This is a genomic window from Paenibacillus methanolicus (assembly GCF_008124765.1).
Taxonomy (GTDB): Bacteria; Bacillota; Bacilli; order Paenibacillales; family Paenibacillaceae; genus Paenibacillus_Z; species Paenibacillus_Z methanolicus.
In genome coordinates, this window is the sequence record NZ_VNHS01000002.1 from 557,225 (window position 1) to 572,923 (window position 15,699).

Consider the following 15,699-nt stretch of genomic DNA (forward strand, 5'->3'; position numbering starts at 1 on the left):
ACTCCCCTCCGATCGGCTGTACAAAATCAGGCAGCAGTCAATGCTTATCCTAATCCAAGCCTATTCGGAGCGTGTGACGGTTAGAACAAGCCTACCTACCGCTCTCCGCTTTTGCCTCCGAAGCATCTTCGGGTGCTTCTTCTCCCGCTTCTCCGCTCTGGTCGCCTTCCGCGGATTCTTCCGTATCCGGCGGTGCCAGCGTTAATTTGAGAACCCGCTTCCCGTTCAACTTCGCCAGCGTCTGGTCGGTCACGAATCCTTGGCCCTCCGCGACGGCCTGAATGCCGAGCAGCGAACAGATCTCGAGCGCTTCGCGCAAGGAACTGCCCCTCATATTCGGAACCGCCAACTCGGAACGTTCTTCCGTCAGCAAGTATACCGTCTGATTGAGCGTGAGCTTCGTGCCCGAGGCCGGGATTTGCTGCTTGACGGTTTTGCCTTTGCCGACAATCTCGGCTTTCAGCGCTCTTGAATCCAGCTTCGACTTCGCCTGTTCCAGCGAACTGCCGTTCAAGTCGGGCACGCTGACCATCGGGTCCTTCTGGTTTGCGCCGGTCTCCTCGTCCGTATCGGGCAGCTTTGGGGCCACGCCCATATGGCGAAGGCTGTTCTGCACGATGTTCTTAAACACGGGCGCTGCGACCGCGCCGCCGCCTAATTCCTTGTCGTTCGGGCTGTCCACGACGACGTAGACGATGATCTTCGGATTGTCCGCCGGCGCGTAGCCGATGAAGGACACGACGAATTCGTCTTCGGAATATTTGCCGTTCACGACCTTCTGCGCCGTACCGGTTTTGCCCGCCACCCGATAGCCAGGAATATAGGCGTTCTTGCCGGTACCGTCGGAGACGACCTGTTCCAAATACTCGCTGACCTTCTTCGAAGCTTCTTTGGAGATGACCTGGCGGATCACTTTCGGCTCTTTGACGACCGTCTTGTTCGTCGCCGGATCTTCGATTTCCTTCACGATATGAGGCTCGAGCAGACGCCCGCCGTTAGCCGCCGCCGCGATCGCGGCCACCTGCTGTATCGGGCTGACGGCGACGTTCTGTCCGAACGTTACGGTCGCCACGTCGCGCGGGATGTTGCGGTCGATGGAGACGTCCCCTTTAATCTCGCCCGGCAGCTCGATGCCGGTCTTGACGCCGAAGCCGAAGTCCTGGATATACTGCAGCAGTTTGTCGGTCTTCAGCATCTCATAGCCAAGCTTGACGAACGCAACGTTGGAGGACTTCTTCAAGCCTTCCAAATAGGAAATTTCGCCCCAGCCTCCGCGCTTAATATCGTTAATAATTTTACCGCTGACCTTGATCGAACCTGACATGTATTCGGCGTTCGGATTGAAGTAACCTTCCTCTACCGCGCCGGACAGCGTGACGATCTTGAACGTCGATCCCGGCTCGTATTGGGACTGCACGATAGGGTTGAAAAAGCCGGCCTGCGACGACTTCCAATATTCGTTCGGGTTGTAGCTCGGCAAATTCGCCATGCCCAAAATTTCCATCGTCTGCGGATCGGCCGCGATGGCCGATATGCTGTGCGGCTGGTATTTGTCGTATACTTCTTGGATCGCTTCCTCCACATAATGCTGAATGTCGGCATCGATCGTCAGCTTCACGTTGCTGCCGTCCTTCGACGGTACGAACTCGACGGTGCCGTCCTCGAGAATGATGCCGTTGCCGTCACGCTCGTATTTGATCTTGCCTTCCGTGCCGCTTAATTCTTTGTTCAAATATGACTCGATGCCGCCAACCGCCTTGCCGTCCTTGTTGATATAGCCGAGCACGTGCGCGGCCGACGTGTCTTTCGGATAATAGCGCTTCGTCTCCGGCAGCAAATAAATGCCGACGTCGTTCGCTTTCGGCTTCATTTTCTTCAGCTCTTCGGTCAAGGCTACGACCCGATCATGGGTGGCCTTGTCGATCTTGAACCCTTCCGGCCGAACCTCGCGCTGGGTAAAATATTCGCCGTCTTCCTTCTTGGCCGCAATAATCTCGCGCAGCTCCGATTCCGGCTTGCCCAGAATCAAATGGAGCTTGCTGACCACGAAATCCTCGGTGCCAAGCTTATGTATGACCTCCGGGTTGACCGCCACGATATAAGCGGCCGAATCCATGGCCAATACGGTGCCGTCGCGGTCGGTGATCGTGCCGCGCACCGCCTTGAGCGTCTGCGAGCTCGACCATACTTGGCGCGCCTTGTCGGACCAGAAGTCGGCTTCGACCACTTGCACCCAGTAGATCTTCGAGAACAGGACAGCAAAAAGGAGGGTAATTACCCCTCCGACCAATAACGTCCGTAATTTGATTCGCTTTGTCATAAGCTCACCTATTCTTTCGTTCCGGCTGCCGAGTTGTCCACGATAATGTCATTGCCGGGCGATGGAATCATGCCTTGCTCCTTGGCCTTCTGGGCGATTCTCTCCGGACTGCTCTCGGTCTCGACGACTTTGCGCAGCTCGCCGATTTCCACTTCGAGCTTGCCAAGCGCCCTCGTCGCTTCCTTAGCCTTGTAGTTCATCGCATAGATTTGATTATACCGGTAATTAATAAAAGCTAGCGTAGAGAAGACAAGCACGATCGTCATGAGGATGATCAGCTTGTCCCGCGTTGGCAACGGCTTGCGCTTCGTGACTTTCGTCTTCTTCTCCCGGTAAGACGGCAGCTGCTCCGGTTTGCGTTTGGGCTGAAGCGCCAGGTTGCCATTCGTATAAGCCAATTCGTGTCCCCTCCTAAATTAAGCTTTAATGGTTGATTCATAGTATGGTTAAAATAAGATTCGTTATAGTTTCTCGGCAACGCGAAGCTTTGCGGAACGAGAGCGCGGGTTCAACTCCAATTCCTCCTCGCTAGGCGAAATCGGTTTGCGGTTGACCAGCTTCAATTGGCCGGTCCCGCCGCAGACGCACATCGGAAAATCCGGCGGACACGTACAGCGTTCGACATACTTGGCGAACAGCTGCTTGCAAATCCGGTCCTCCAGCGAGTGAAACGTAATGACCGATGCGCGGCCGCCCGAATTGAGCACGCGCACCGTCTGTTCCAGCGCCGTCTCCTCCGCGCCGAGCTCGTCGTTCACCGCGATGCGCAGCGCCTGGAACGTGCGCTTGGCCGGATGCGGTCCCGTTCTTCTCGCCGCGGCCGGAATGCCGGACTTAATGAGCTCGACCAGCTCGCCGGTCGTCTCGATCGGCTTCTCCGCCCGGGCGTTCACGATTTTGCGCGCGATCTGGCGGGCGAACTTCTCTTCGCCGTAATCGGCGATGATCCGCGAAATCTCCCGCTCCTCCCATTCGTTCACGATCATCTCGGCGGTCAGCATCCCATGCTGATCCATCCGCATGTCGAGAGGCGCGTCATGGTTGTAGCTGAATCCCCGATCTGCTTCATCCAGCTGCGGGCTGGAGACGCCCAGATCGAACAATACGCCGTCGACGCCGTCGATGCCGAGCTTCCCTAGTTCCTCTTCCAAGTACCGGAAGTTCCTTCGCACGAGCGTTACCCGGTCCATATAGGGCGCGAGCCTTACGCGCGCGTTATCATGCGCCCAATCATCTTGGTCGAACGCGATCAATCGCCCTTGCGGACCTAGACGCGACGCAATCAATTCGCTATGTCCCGCCCCTCCGAGCGTGCAATCGACGTAAATGCCGTCCTGCTTAATGGCGAGGCCATCGACCGCCTCTTCCTTGAGCACCGTTATATGTTGAAACAAGCTGCAGCCCTCCCGGCTCTAAGGATCGGCCTGCCGATCCGGTCACCCGGCGGCCGCCTCCTAAAAATTAAAATCGAAATCGACCAGCTTCTCGGCGATTTCGTTGAACGTCTCTTCCGACTGTTGGAAGTAGCCTTCCCAAATCGGCTTGCTCCACACTTCCACCCGATTCGATACGCCCAGCACGACGCACTCCTTGTCCAGCTTGGCGTATTCGCATAATATGTTCGGTAAATTTACCCTTCCCTGTTTGTCCAGCTCGCATTCCGTCGCCCCCGAAAAGAAGAAGCGCGAGAACGCGCGGGCATCGGATTTCATGAGCGGCAGCGACTTCAGCTTCTGCTCCAGCAATCCCCACTCGCTCATCGGATAAACGAACAAACAGTTGTCCAAACCTCGGGTGACGACGAAACGTTCCCCGAGCCCTTCGCGGAATTTGGCGGGAATGATGAGTCGGCCCTTATCGTCGATGCTGTGCTGATACTCCCCCATAAACATGCGGCCGCTCCACTCCTTCCCCCAAAGCCTCCACTTGCCACCACTTTTCACCACTTGGTTTGTTCTATTCGCCACCCCTTTAGCAATTCCTGCTTGTAAGAAATCATTTTAAAAATATTTTATGTACTTAAACGTGTAAAAACTTTGTTACGGTTTTGAAACCTTTTGGACGCTTCTTTCGTGTAAGCTAGAACCTGACGCTAGAAAAGGAGAAGAGAGAACCAGGATGAACAACGTAATGATCGGCGCCTCCGGCGGGGAATTCTCCGCGCCGAACGAAGAGGCTGCCTGCAAACGAATCGAGCTGCTCCGTCCGGTCGAGCAGCTGTGCTACGAAATCGCCCATTATTTGCTCGGCAACGAGACGGCCGCCGCGGCGGCCAGCGAAGAAGCGCTGCTCGCGCTGTACCGGCAGCCCCGATTCGTTCGGACGAGCGAAGAAGAGAGAAGACGCATGGCCCGCGAGGAAGCGATCCGCTGCTCGCTGGCGCTGTCCTGCTGCCTCCAACATAAAGAGCCGGTATCGCCCACCCTCGTATGAAGGCGCGATCCGGCTCTTGTTATTTTTGCCGCGTTTACTTAGTCGTCCAATCTATCTCGGTCTAGCTCGGCTGCTGATTGCGAAGACTCCGCGGGATCGTCCTGCAAAGCTGCCGAAGCAGGAATCCCTTCCTCGCGCGGTTGCTGCTTGGCGTGGCGTCTCTTTCTCCGATAGACCACATAAGCCGGAACGGCAATGACCGCCAATACGACGGCAACCGGCAGCAGCGCTGTCAAGGCGATGACGATCACCTGCGCGGCTTCCGCGAGAAACGACAAACTGCCGCTCCATGCGCCGCTAATTTTGGCCCCGAAACTCTTTTCTTCCGTTTGCGCCTGGATCGGCACGGCCGACTTCTGATAGATGCGCAGTTCGATCGTGGAATACGCGACGTTTTGATCCAAATACCGCATCCGCCCTTTAATCCGTTCGATCTCCGTTTGCACCTCGCCGAGCTCCTTCGAGAATTGAAGCAGCGCCGTCGCGGATTCGGCCTTCTCCATGAACGCCAGCAATCTCGCTTCGACGACGCCTCTAGCCTTCAGCCGCGATTCCAGATCGACGTATTCCTCCGTCACGTCCGTGCCCTGCATGCTCTTCTCGAACGCGAGATGCGGCAGCTTCTCCATCCCGGCCAAGAATGACATGAAGCCGTTCGCCGGCACTTTGATCGTATAAGTACCGCCAAGTTCAGTGGACGTCTGCTGATCGGTAAATTGCAAAATGTAGCCGCCCGAGGCCGTAATCGCGCCGCTGACCGAACGCTGGGTCGCCGCGTAATCCTCGACTTCCATGGAGACGCTGCCTCTGTAAACGATTTTCCGATTGAAGCCATCCGGGTCGGCGATCGCGCCGAGCGGCGATCCCGTCTGACCATCAGTGCCATCAGCTTTGCTAGCGGATGAACCAGCGCTTGCCGGCGCACCTTCCGACGCAGCCGCCTGATCCGCGCCTCCATCCGAATCGGCAGCCCTTTCCAATGCAACGCTTTCCTCGGAATACATCAGCGAGTTTGCGGCCTTCTGATTCGTGCCGCCTCCGCTATCCGAGTTGTCCGCGCTGCTGCACCCGCTCGCCAATGCCAAGAGCATCAAGAGCAAACCCGCGCAACTCATTGCCGTAAGCCACTTTCTTTGCCGCATCCGATAAGCACCCCTTATTTTTCTAATGGCCATCAACATCATAGACGCCAGCGACTGGGAAATGTTACAATTCGAGCGAAAAAGATGCAAATAAAAAAGCTGCCTGCAAGCAGCATGTTCCCTCGTTGGGAACACACCGCCCGCAGGCAGCCTTGCATGGAACAAGCCGGCGTTTTATGTCCAGCTCTCCTGGTATTTCTTCTGTTCGTCCGTCAGCGTATCGATCGAAATGCCCAGCGATTCGAGCTTGTACCGGGCGACTTGATCATCCAGTTCGTACGGCACGTTGATGACTTTGGCGCCGATCGATTGATAATTGTCGTTCACGTACTTGAGCGACAGCGCTTGAAGCGCGAACGTCGTATCCATGATTTCCGCCGGGTGTCCGTCGCCCGCGGCCAGATTGACCAGGCGGCCTTCCGCCAGCAGATAGATGCTCCGTCCGTCCTCCAGACGATATTCTTCGATGTTCTTGCGCACCGTGCGCTTCTCCACCGCGCGCGCCGCCAGCTCCGGCTTGTTGCACTCGACGTCAAAATGACCGGCGTTGCATAGGATCGCGCCGCTGCGCATCACGTCGTAATGCTCGCCGCGAATGACATCCTTCACGCCGGTGACCGTAATGAACAGCTCGCCGACTTTGGCCGCTTCCATCATCGGCAGCACGGTGAACCCGTCCATATGCGCTTCGACCGCTTTGATCGCGTCCACCTCGGTGACGATGACGTTCGCCCCGAGACCTCTGGCGCGCATCGCCACGCCTTTGCCGCACCAGCCGTAGCCGACGACGACGACGTTTTTGCCCGCGATGATCAGGTTGGTCGTGCGCATAATGCCGTCGAACGCGGATTGGCCCGTGCCGTAACGGTTGTCGAATAAATATTTGCAGTAGGCGTCATTAACCGCCACCATAGGGAGCTTGAGCGTGCCTTCCTTCTCCAGCGCCTTCAACCGCGTAATGCCGGTCGTCGTCTCCTCCGCGCCGCCGCGGATTTGAGGCAGCAGGTCTTGACGCTCCCCATGGAGAATCGTCGCGAAATCGCCGCCGTCATCGATGATGAGATCGGGTTTCGATTCGAGCGCCCGCACGATGAGCGACTTGAACTCCTCGGGGTCCGGGTTGTACTTCGCGAAGACGGTAATCCCGTCCTCCACCAGAGCCGCGCAGACATCGTCCTGGGTCGACAGCGGGTTGCTGCCCGTAATCGTCACTTCCGCGCCGCCCGCTTGCACGACTTTGGCCAAATAAGCCGTCTTGGCCTCCAAGTGCAGGCAGATCGAGACTTTCAGCCCTTTGAACGGCTGCTCCTTCTCGAACTGCGCGCGGATCCGGTTCAACACCGGCATGTGGGCCGACGCCCAATCGATTTTCAGATGCCCTTCGTGCGCTAACGCCATATTGGCGACAATGCTGTTGTCTCTTGCACTCACGATTCCATTCCTCCTCATTATATATGCCGATGTGACTTCGATCAGAGATAGACGAGACGGTGTCTGCCGTCCGGTTCGAACGGCGCTTCGAGCAGCCGCTTGATCCAATCGACTCCGTATTGATTGTACAATTGCATCGCGTTCAGCACGCGTTCTTGCGGCTTGCCGCCCGGCCAGAGCGAATGCGCGACGCGGTCCATCTGCCGCAGGGCGGCATCGAACCGTCTTTCATGCGCATCCTTCGCCCGCTGCTCCAAATACGCGATCTCCCGCAAAATGCGCTCACGGTTCGTATCGCCTAACCGGCCAAGCCCAGGCTCCAAGGACGAGACAAGCTCGATTAACGGCGCATACAGCTCTTCGAATTGCGCTCTGGTCTTGCCGAACTTCTCGCCGATCGCCCACTCTTCCCGCTCGTCCAGCCAAGCCTGCCGTTTCGCGGCATACCGTTCGATGACTTCGTTAAAACCAAGGCTGTATTTGTCCATCTGCTTCGGGAGGTGAGGTTCGACAAGCGTGAAGGACATCCGCGGCACGATGATCGGCATCTCCATGCCAAGCAGCCGGAACGACTCGGACGTCTGCGCCCAATACGCGATCTCGCCTTGCCCGAGCACCGTCGCCAGCACGGGCAGGACGTAATCTTGCATGAGCGGACGCGTCAGCACGTTGTTGCTTAGCCTCTCCGGCGCTTGTTCCGCTATACCGATCAGCTCGTCAGCAGTCAAGCGCACCGTGCCGCGCCGATTCGCAAACTCGCCTTCACGCCGGTAGAGCAGCGTTCTCTCTTGGCCGCCGTCTGCCGGATTCCCGTGAAACAGAAATAAATTCGCGCAGCCTTCCGCCGATTCCGCCTGTACCTTGTAGCCCAGCGACCTTATCGCCGCGCCTGCTTGACGATACGCGCCTTCGAGTTCTCCGCCCCGTTCGATCAGCGTTCGGAACATGTCCGATTCCAGCTTTCGAAGCGCCGGGTCGTCGGCATCCAACAGGACGAGCCCATGCTCGCCGAACAGATGCGTCAGCACGTGCGCGAACCAGTCCGTCAACGTCGCCGATCCGTCCGCGGTTGCTTGCAGCATGGCAAGCATCGGCTGCTTGTTCGGCGTGTCGGGCAACACGGCTGCAAGCTCTTGCAGCGCAGCCTTCATCTCCGCTGCCGTAAGTTTCGTCCGGCTGACGGACGTCTTCGCGCCGCCCGGATGGGCGATCGCGATTTTGCGAGGCGCATCCGCTTGTATGTATGCATGATTGGCTTCTTCCCAATCGTGGTCTTCTCCGGCGATCCAGAATACCGGCACGACCGGTTGGCCGACTCGCGCTTCGGCATGTTTGGCTGCTTGAATGATCGTGACGGCCTTATGAATGACGAGCAGCGGGCCAGTCCATAGGCCAGCCTGCTGGCCGCCGACAATGACCGATGCCCCTTGCGCAATCGACTCGATACTCTGCGCAACGGTTCCTTCGCTTCCGAACCGCCGATTGTAGTCCAAGAGCACGCGCGCCAGCGACTCGGCGGGGACGCGACTGTCCCGTTGCTCGCGCAAGTATGCGCTGCGCGCTTGCCAAACCCCTTCATCCGAAGGATGTCCGCCGAACAAACCCGCGATACGGGAGTCGGATTGCAGGCAATAAGCCTCCGCCAGCGGTTGATTCGAAGGCAGAGGGAATGATTCGAGTTCCATATATAATGTCAACCTTCTTTCAGATCGCCTTAGCCATTTTTCTCATTTTACACGGCAACAACCGGAGCGTCAAAACGACAAGCAATCGGTCCCGCCAAGAGAACCGATTGTCGCGCTTCGATATATGAGTCCATAGCGGCTAGATCGCGAATACGCTTTTGCCGATGCCGATGCACATAAGCAGGACATAGAATACGCCCATCACGAAGAAACCGAGGCGCCAGATCGCGCGCGCGATTCGCTTGACGTCGACCGCGCCGCGCTTGCGATATTGCACGTTGCCCAGCAGTCCTCCGCCTAGCAGAAGCACGAGCAAAATGCCGTATAATCCGAAGCTGCTTCTGAAAATCACGTTGAACAGCACGGCCACGCAGCCGATCAGGAGTATCGTGGTGACATCCATCGCGGTTCGAAAAGCCCGATTGCGGTCGCCCGTGAAGGCGCCGAACCCGAAATAAACGAGCAAAAACGGGACGATCGGCACGACCGCCAATACCGCATAGACATGTTTGATGCTCTCCCAAATCCACTGCACGACAGACTGCCCCTCTCGCGGATGGTCATTTAGTGAAGCGCCCTCACCATGGCGGCGACGGCATCGTTAAGCGGCGAAGGAATCCCCGCTTCGCGGGCAAGACCCGCGATTCCCCCGTTGATCCAATCGATCTCGGTCGCTCGTCCCGATTGCACGTCCCGCAGCATGGAGGATTCGTTCGCCGCCGTCGCCTCGCATACGGCGAGCACTTTCTCCCACGAACCGTACTCCTCGTTCAAGCCGGAACGAGCGAGTATCGCCCTGCTTTCCATGAACAATGCCGACATCAGCCGCAAGCGCGACGGATGAAGCGGCAGTTCGCCGTTCTTGACGCCAAAAATCGCGGTAAGCGGATTAATGACGGCATTTATGAGAAGCTTCTCATAGATGCGATTCTCCATTTGATTCGACAGTTCAGCGGTAATTCCTGCCTCCTCGAGTACACTTACTAACATTTTTTGCGTTATTTCCTCTTCTTCCGCGTTTGTCTTGCCCGGCCGCAGCGGACCGAACATTAGCGTGCCTCGTCCGGTATAGCGAACTATGTCGGGGGATTCTCGCAGCGCGCCTTCGGTCGAAATCGCCGGCACGATAAGCGTGCCGGCCGGTAGCGCGGCCGCGATTCGGGGCAGGTGACCAATGCCGTTTTGCAAACACAATACCGCAGCGCCACGCGCGCTTAATGATGATACAGAGGCCAGCAGCTCGTCGGTCAAGTGCGCCTGCTTTACAGTTATCCAAATCCAATCTCCGGCTCCCGGAAGCTCGTCCTCCGCAAGGGCCATGCCATCGGACATGGAGACGGCTTTCGCGACGACGACAAACTCCTCGCCATCCTCGACCAGCTTTCCGCCCTTCCCGGCGATCAAGCTCGCCTGTTCGACGCTCCTTGTCACGAACGTGATTCTAGCGCCCCCCCTTGCCAGCCTCAGCCCGTACATCATGCCGAGCGATCCCGCGCCTACGATAAAAATCCGCACCTTGATCACTCCTTTAAACTCGCCGTGTCCGACCGCTCCTCTCTATCGTAACAAATCCTCCGCCGCGGCAAAAATAAAAATGTCCCGTTCGCCTTCAAGAAGAGGCGTCGGGACATCCTATGAGCGGGCATTGCCCGGTTACTCGATGCGTTCCAGATTGCCGTTCGCATCCATTTTGAAACGCGGCTTCGTTTCGTCCTCTTCGTTCAGAACGGTCAGCCGTCTAGCCCGGTCCATAATTTGAATGAGCGTTTTGTAATCGTCGTTCACGGCCCGGTAATCGGTCTGCACGTTGTTCACTTCGTGCGAGAGCTTCTCGTTCTGTTCCCGCAGTAAATATAACTCTTCCTCGCGGTCCCTCAAATCGCGTTCGAGCGACTTGATTTGCCGGTTAAGCTCCTGGTATGTCGTTTTCCACTGGCGAAGGAAGCGGATAACGGAATCGACGGATAACGATTCTTCTGTAACAGGATCATGCTTATAAGACCTCTCTTCCGTCTCGGCCGTGCCGACCGACGAAACATGCGAAGTCGCGACGAATGTCTGCTTCTTCAAATAATTGCGCTTCTGGCGCTGCTGTTTCGCGATTTGGATCGCATCGTCGTACCGCTTGCGGACACAGCTGTTCCACCGAAACCCGCATGCCGCGGACGTCCGGCCGATCCGTTCGCCGACCTCCTCGAACGCGGCCAGCTGGGTGCTTCCCTCGCGAATATGCCGCAATGTCACCTCGGCGAGAATGAGGTCATCATCCGGGCTCCACGCATCTTGTCTGACTGCTGTCATGCAATGAAAACCTCCTAACGTTAGGCGCTTACTTATCGCTTACTTATCACTATGCCCTTGGTAGAGTTCATAGAATCTATCGGATACTAATTTGTATATCCATTTTTTTGAGGGCTCATACATATTTTCATTCTGGCTAGCGCAAACTTGATCTAGGACGATGGATGCATCCAAAACCAGCCAAAAAATTTGCCATTTCTTCGTGGATGAATGTTTACACTGGTTTGACGAAACGTTATAATGGGCAATAGAAATCTGGTCGAGACTGACGAGAGGGGGATTTGTATCACATGGCACGCATGTTTCGGGTGCTCGGATTCTGGACGCTGATCATCGGTCTGATGGCGTTCGCTGGCGACATGATGGAGATGGCGCTCTTGTTCTTTATCCAAACAGCCGTTTTCGTCCTTTTAGGCTACTTGAACTTTTCCGAACGAACATACGTATTAATGTTCTGGGGATATATGGTGGTTACGTTCGTAGGCTTCTCCTATTGGACCATCTTCGTGATGGGTAATCCGTTCTAAGATCCGCATACATAAAAAGGCTGTTCCGGGCAGACAAGCTTCCCGGAACAGCCTTTTTTTCATGTACCTTTATGCAGCACCATCACTTTGAACGTCTCGCTCATTCCGTCGCTCAGGAGCAGCTGCCGGATGGCGCGGTTCCGCCTGGCTGCCGGTCCGAACGGATCGACGCCGGCATGGGCCGTCAAGTCATCCAGAACGCCGTAGTCCAGCAGAAACTGCTTCTGGGTCGCATAATAATGCGCCCGGAAACCGGCCGCTTCCGCCGCCCGACGGCAAGCGGTAAAGTTGACGTGCGCCGTGATGTCCTGTTCGCCGGGCCGCGCGTACGGATCGTCATGCGCCAAGTGGCCGGCGTAACAGAGTAGCGTTCCGTTCATCCGGTGTCCGGCGGTCAACTCCTCCGCGTCATGGCCGTAATCGATGAGAATAAGCACGCCTTCTTCCATTTGCTCTCCGATCCTTGCGATCCAGCGTTCGGCATTCAGATTCACTTCCGCCTGCTGCCCTTCGCGAAGCGCGATGCCGTCGCATTCCAACACCCGCGTGATTTGCGGATCGCTTGGCGGCAGCAGCGTCTCCGCATAAGGCGCTTCGGGACGATCCGTCAGCGTTACGCCGATTTCCCACAGCCGATCCTCCTTCATAAGGACGCGATGAACCGGCATGGCGTCCAACAGTTCGTTGGCGACGATCATGAGCGGACCGCCTCGACGCCATAAGCCTGCCCAGCCTTGATCCGCCGTCAGAAGACACAAGCGATCCGAGCCTGAAAACGAATCCAGCAGCCTTCTTGCGGCGGCCAAATGCACCGGTGAATCATCGATTAACGCATAGCGCATCGCATCGCTTTCCGCAGGATCGCACTTCGCCAATTCCTGCAAAATATGCTTGGAGAGCATGCCCGTACCAGCCCCCCATTCGGCGGCATCCGCTCTGCCTCCGAATCGCGCCTGCCATTCCGCCAAGCAAGCCGCAATCTTCTCGCCCATGATGGTGCCAATCGACGAGCTCGTATAGAAATCGCCATTCCGCCCCACCCGAATATTCCCCTGCCGATAATAGCCATATTCCGGATCATACAGACAGAGCGCCATATAATCGTGAAAGGTTATACACTTCCGCCCCTTGACATCCTGCATCTTCATGCCCGCCGCGATCCGTTCCGCGATTCCCATCCAAGCCAGACTCCTCCCATTCGACCGGACAAAAATGCCAAATCAAGATATAATAGAAAGATTGCAAGCATATAGTAGTCCAACATGATCCGGCAAGGTGAAACGGCGGTACGCCGTCCTATTCGTACCGACTCGCAAAAGAAAGGAGATCTCCCTTCAGTGCCAAGTGGAACTATCCGGCGCGGCCTGAGCGCAGCCGCGATCGGCGCCGCCGCCCTATGGTTATCCGTCTTCCCGATCGTCGCGGCTCCCCAAGAAGAGGAGGATATCCGCCGACTGCTGGAGAAGAGCCTGTCGGTCGTCGAGCTCGATAAAGAGATCGCCCGCATCGCGGAACAAAAGACGGAGGTCGCCGAGAAGCTGGATGCTTCGCGCGAAGCGCTCGTTAGACAGGAATCTTCGATCGCCGCGCGACGGGAGGATGCCGGCCGCGTCCTGCGCGCTTATTATATGGGCGACCGCGATTTCCTGTTGACGGCGCTCGTCTCCTCCAAGACGCTGGACAAGCTGCTGGCGACGCTCGATTATTTCGACGTCCTGTTTGCCAGCGATCGCAAATCGCTTCATGCCTATGCCGGCCAGTATCAGCAGATCAAGAAAACGGTCGGTACGCTCGAGAACGAGACGAACCAGCTTGCCGATATCGAATTCCAGCTTCGCGCGCAGCGCGAGCGCCTGGTGGCGCTTCAGCAAGACGTCGATGCCAACCTAAGCGGTCGATCCGACGAGGAGAAGCTGCGCCTCTTGATCGATGAAATGACGAACTTCTGGAAGAACGTCGGCTTCTATGAAGTGAAGCGTTATTTCAAAGCCTTGTCGCAAGCGATGAAAAACATCCCGTCTTGGGTGCAGGAGAACAAGGACATGCTCGCCATCGACGGGTTCAACTACACGATGACGATTCCGGAAGACAAACTGAACGAATTTCTGCGCGAGCAGAACGAGTTATTCCAGTCGCTCGTCTTCCGGTTCGGCGACGACGTCGTCACCGTGGCCGGCCAACGCGACGGGCTGGAGGTTGAGCTCAGCGGTCATTATACGGTCGAGAACGAACCGAAGAACGGCATATACTTCCACGTCGACGAATTGTTGTTCAACGGGCTCGCGCTGCCGGATACGACGCGTCAATCGCTGCAGAAGGAATTCGATTTGGGCTTCTATCCGCAAAAAATCGTTTCGTTCCTAAGAGCCGACTCCGTGCAAGTGAAAGACGGCAACCTCATCATCAAATTATCGATCCATCTCTAGACCGGTTATTCGGCGTTCTGATTCCAGGACTGGATCAAGCGCTCCGCCTCGTTCGCCGTGAACGGGGCTGTTTGCGCATGCGACCAATGACGCAGCCAGCGCTCCAGACGCGCCCACCACAACGGGTCTGGCGTCTGCCCCTCGCGTTCCAGCCACAATAAAGCCTCCTGCGGCGGCCGCGTGGCGGCATCCCCGTTATCGTATACGGACCGGTACAGCGTCTTCTCGGCCGGCAGCCTGCCGTCCGCTGCATAGCTGCTCAGTTGCTCGCTCGGTTCGGTCATCGCTTTAATCCAAGCGAGAGCCGCTTCCGGCTCCGTCGTGAGCGAAGAGACGACGAAGCTCCTACCTCCCGTCCAAGCCGGGCTTCTCCCTAGGCCGAGCACGAGCTTCCTCCGCACATCAGGCGTCAGCTTCACATACTCCGACCAGGTAAGCGGGGCGGCAAGCAGCTTGTTCGAACGGAAGCGCTCCTCCAGCTCGCCCGGGCCGTAAGGCAGAACATCGGCAGGGGGGATCGCGGCAAGATAACGCACGCGATTCGCTTCCTCCGCGCTCAGCGGCTTCAACTTCTCCGCGCCGCCGCGGTCCGCCTCGAACGCGCTCAGCCACGCTAGCATCAGCCTGCCGTCCTGAATCGGCACGCGCAGCGAAGCGAGATCCGGATCGATGCCGACCAGCTTCTCCGCCAGCTCCGTGAACGCCGGCCACTGCGAAGGCGGTTCAGGATGGCCGCCGCGCTGCATAAGTTCCTTGTTCCAGACGAGCAGCGCCGGATCGCCGTCGAGCGGCACGCCCCACAAGGAGCCGTTCCATAGCAAAGATCCTGTGAACGCTTTCAAAATTTCGCCCGCACGTTCACCCGTATAATAATCATCCAAAGGACGTAAATAACCTTGTACCGCGAACGCTTCCACCATGCCATTATCCATCATGTAAATGTCGCCCGCTTGTCCAAGCTGAGCTTGTCGCTGCCATGCGTCCATCGGCTCGCGGGTCTGGTTAACGAGCTCCGCTTCGACCTCCCGCTGATTCGCGTTGAACCGTTCGTTGCGCATTCTCCACCCCTCGAATTCCGATTCGGTCATCGACACTTCGACGCGAATGCGGACGACGGGCGTCCACGTCTTGTCCAGCTGCGCTTGTTGTTTGGCGTTCGGTTCGTCCTGCGACGGCGCGTCTCGTAGCCCTTGCTCGGCGAACATCGGAAATAAGAGTGCTACAGAGGCAGTAAATACGCCGAGAAGCATGATCACTACTTTTCTGCGTGACACTTTTTCCTTCCTTTCCCACATTTGGCTTACCCGTATTGTAACAACATTTAATAGCCTTGTCGCGTGCGATTTGCGCCGCGTTTAACCCGCTCATCTTCTCTTATTGGCAGCTCAGCCGCATAAGAAAGGCCGCCGGATGAGCCGGCAGCCCTCTTGCGAA

15 protein-coding genes are annotated in these 15,699 nt (G+C 57.0%); 3 read left to right on the forward strand and 12 right to left on the reverse strand.

What is annotated here, in order from left to right; translation table 11 throughout:
* Nucleotides 1–91: 91 nt before the first annotated feature.
* The 4 genes from BCM02_RS07510 to mraZ all read right to left on the reverse strand — a co-directional run bounded on the left by BCM02_RS07510 (nucleotide 92) and on the right by mraZ (nucleotide 4,212).
* Nucleotides 92–2,320 carry a penicillin-binding transpeptidase domain-containing protein gene (locus tag BCM02_RS07510; protein ID WP_148928435.1) on the reverse strand — a complete coding sequence of 743 codons (2,229 nt, stop codon included), beginning with the start codon at nucleotides 2,318–2,320 and terminating at the stop codon, nucleotides 92–94.
* 8 nt (nucleotides 2,321–2,328) lie between these two features.
* Nucleotides 2,329–2,718 carry a cell division initiation protein gene (locus BCM02_RS07515; protein ID WP_148928436.1) on the reverse strand — a complete coding sequence of 130 codons (390 nt, stop codon included), beginning with the start codon at nucleotides 2,716–2,718 and terminating at the stop codon, nucleotides 2,329–2,331.
* A gap of 63 nt (nucleotides 2,719–2,781) precedes the next feature.
* On the reverse strand, nucleotides 2,782–3,714 hold the full coding sequence (gene rsmH / locus BCM02_RS07520; RefSeq protein ID WP_148928437.1) for a 16S rRNA (cytosine(1402)-N(4))-methyltransferase RsmH: 933 nt from the start codon (nucleotides 3,712–3,714) through the stop codon (nucleotides 2,782–2,784).
* Between the two features lie 60 nt (nucleotides 3,715–3,774).
* Complete coding sequence (gene mraZ / locus BCM02_RS07525) at nucleotides 3,775–4,212, reverse strand: division/cell wall cluster transcriptional repressor MraZ (protein WP_148928438.1); 438 nt, start codon at nucleotides 4,210–4,212, stop codon at nucleotides 3,775–3,777.
* A gap of 226 nt (nucleotides 4,213–4,438) precedes the next feature.
* On the opposite strand from mraZ, the gene BCM02_RS07530 reads away from it, so the two are divergent.
* A complete protein-coding gene (locus BCM02_RS07530) occupies nucleotides 4,439–4,753 on the forward strand; it encodes a hypothetical protein (RefSeq protein WP_148928439.1) in 315 nt (104 codons plus the stop codon).
* Nucleotides 4,754–4,791: 38 nt separating this feature from the next.
* On the opposite strand, the gene BCM02_RS07535 is transcribed toward BCM02_RS07530, so the two are convergent.
* The 6 genes from BCM02_RS07535 to BCM02_RS07560 form a co-directional block, all read right to left on the reverse strand.
* Complete coding sequence (locus tag BCM02_RS07535; protein ID WP_187434059.1) at nucleotides 4,792–5,868, reverse strand: DUF4349 domain-containing protein; 1,077 nt, start codon at nucleotides 5,866–5,868, stop codon at nucleotides 4,792–4,794.
* A 201-nt stretch (nucleotides 5,869–6,069) separates the two neighbouring features.
* A complete protein-coding gene (locus BCM02_RS07540) occupies nucleotides 6,070–7,344 on the reverse strand; it encodes an adenosylhomocysteinase (RefSeq protein WP_187434060.1) in 1,275 nt (424 codons plus the stop codon).
* A 23-nt stretch (nucleotides 7,345–7,367) separates the two neighbouring features.
* Complete coding sequence (bshC, locus tag BCM02_RS07545; RefSeq protein ID WP_148928442.1) at nucleotides 7,368–9,011, reverse strand: bacillithiol biosynthesis cysteine-adding enzyme BshC; 1,644 nt, start codon at nucleotides 9,009–9,011, stop codon at nucleotides 7,368–7,370.
* Between the two features lie 139 nt (nucleotides 9,012–9,150).
* A complete protein-coding gene (locus tag BCM02_RS07550) occupies nucleotides 9,151–9,546 on the reverse strand; it encodes a DUF3397 domain-containing protein (protein WP_148928443.1) in 396 nt (131 codons plus the stop codon).
* A 29-nt stretch (nucleotides 9,547–9,575) separates the two neighbouring features.
* Nucleotides 9,576–10,526 (reverse strand): ketopantoate reductase family protein, encoded by a 951-nt coding sequence (locus BCM02_RS07555; protein ID WP_148928444.1) that lies wholly within the window; start codon nucleotides 10,524–10,526, stop codon nucleotides 9,576–9,578.
* Nucleotides 10,527–10,664: 138 nt separating this feature from the next.
* Nucleotides 10,665–11,312 (reverse strand): RsfA family transcriptional regulator, encoded by a 648-nt coding sequence (locus BCM02_RS07560; protein ID WP_148928445.1) that lies wholly within the window; start codon nucleotides 11,310–11,312, stop codon nucleotides 10,665–10,667.
* Nucleotides 11,313–11,602: 290 nt separating this feature from the next.
* Between BCM02_RS07560 and BCM02_RS07565 the strand changes: the two genes are divergently transcribed.
* The gene (locus tag BCM02_RS07565; RefSeq protein WP_148928446.1) at nucleotides 11,603–11,839 is read left to right on the forward strand and encodes a DUF2626 domain-containing protein; all 237 of its coding nucleotides are present in this window, start codon (nucleotides 11,603–11,605) and stop codon (nucleotides 11,837–11,839) included.
* Between the two features lie 59 nt (nucleotides 11,840–11,898).
* Here BCM02_RS07565 and BCM02_RS07570 read toward each other — a convergent pair whose 3' ends face one another.
* Entirely contained in the window at nucleotides 11,899–13,017 is a 1,119-nt protein-coding gene (locus tag BCM02_RS07570) for a class I SAM-dependent methyltransferase (protein ID WP_148928447.1), read from the reverse strand.
* A 159-nt stretch (nucleotides 13,018–13,176) separates the two neighbouring features.
* Between BCM02_RS07570 and BCM02_RS07575 the strand changes: the two genes are divergently transcribed.
* Entirely contained in the window at nucleotides 13,177–14,265 is a 1,089-nt protein-coding gene (locus tag BCM02_RS07575; RefSeq protein WP_148928448.1) for a coiled-coil domain-containing protein, read from the forward strand.
* Nucleotides 14,266–14,270: 5 nt separating this feature from the next.
* Here BCM02_RS07575 and BCM02_RS07580 read toward each other — a convergent pair whose 3' ends face one another.
* The gene (locus BCM02_RS07580) at nucleotides 14,271–15,539 is read right to left on the reverse strand and encodes an ABC transporter substrate-binding protein (protein ID WP_187434061.1); all 1,269 of its coding nucleotides are present in this window, start codon (nucleotides 15,537–15,539) and stop codon (nucleotides 14,271–14,273) included.
* Nucleotides 15,540–15,699 lie beyond the last annotated feature (160 nt).

Bases quoted from the DNA above. Each gene is read 5' to 3' on its own strand.
- BCM02_RS07510 (WP_148928435.1), bottom strand. From the start codon at position 2,320: ATGACAAAGCGAATCAAATTACGGACGTTATTGGTCGGAGGGGTAATT.
- BCM02_RS07570 (WP_148928447.1), bottom strand. From the start codon at position 13,017: ATGGGAATCGCGGAACGGATCGCGGCGGGCATGAAGATGCAGGATGTC.
- BCM02_RS07530 (WP_148928439.1), top strand. From the start codon at position 4,439: ATGAACAACGTAATGATCGGCGCCTCCGGCGGGGAATTCTCCGCGCCG.
- BCM02_RS07560 (WP_148928445.1), bottom strand. From the start codon at position 11,312: ATGACAGCAGTCAGACAAGATGCGTGGAGCCCGGATGATGACCTCATT.
- BCM02_RS07535 (WP_187434059.1), bottom strand. From the start codon at position 5,868: ATGAGTTGCGCGGGTTTGCTCTTGATGCTCTTGGCATTGGCGAGCGGG.
- BCM02_RS07565 (WP_148928446.1), top strand. From the start codon at position 11,603: ATGGCACGCATGTTTCGGGTGCTCGGATTCTGGACGCTGATCATCGGT.
- bshC (WP_148928442.1), bottom strand. From the start codon at position 9,011: ATGGAACTCGAATCATTCCCTCTGCCTTCGAATCAACCGCTGGCGGAG.
- BCM02_RS07540 (WP_187434060.1), bottom strand. From the start codon at position 7,344: ATGAGGAGGAATGGAATCGTGAGTGCAAGAGACAACAGCATTGTCGCC.
- mraZ (WP_148928438.1), bottom strand. From the start codon at position 4,212: ATGTTTATGGGGGAGTATCAGCACAGCATCGACGATAAGGGCCGACTC.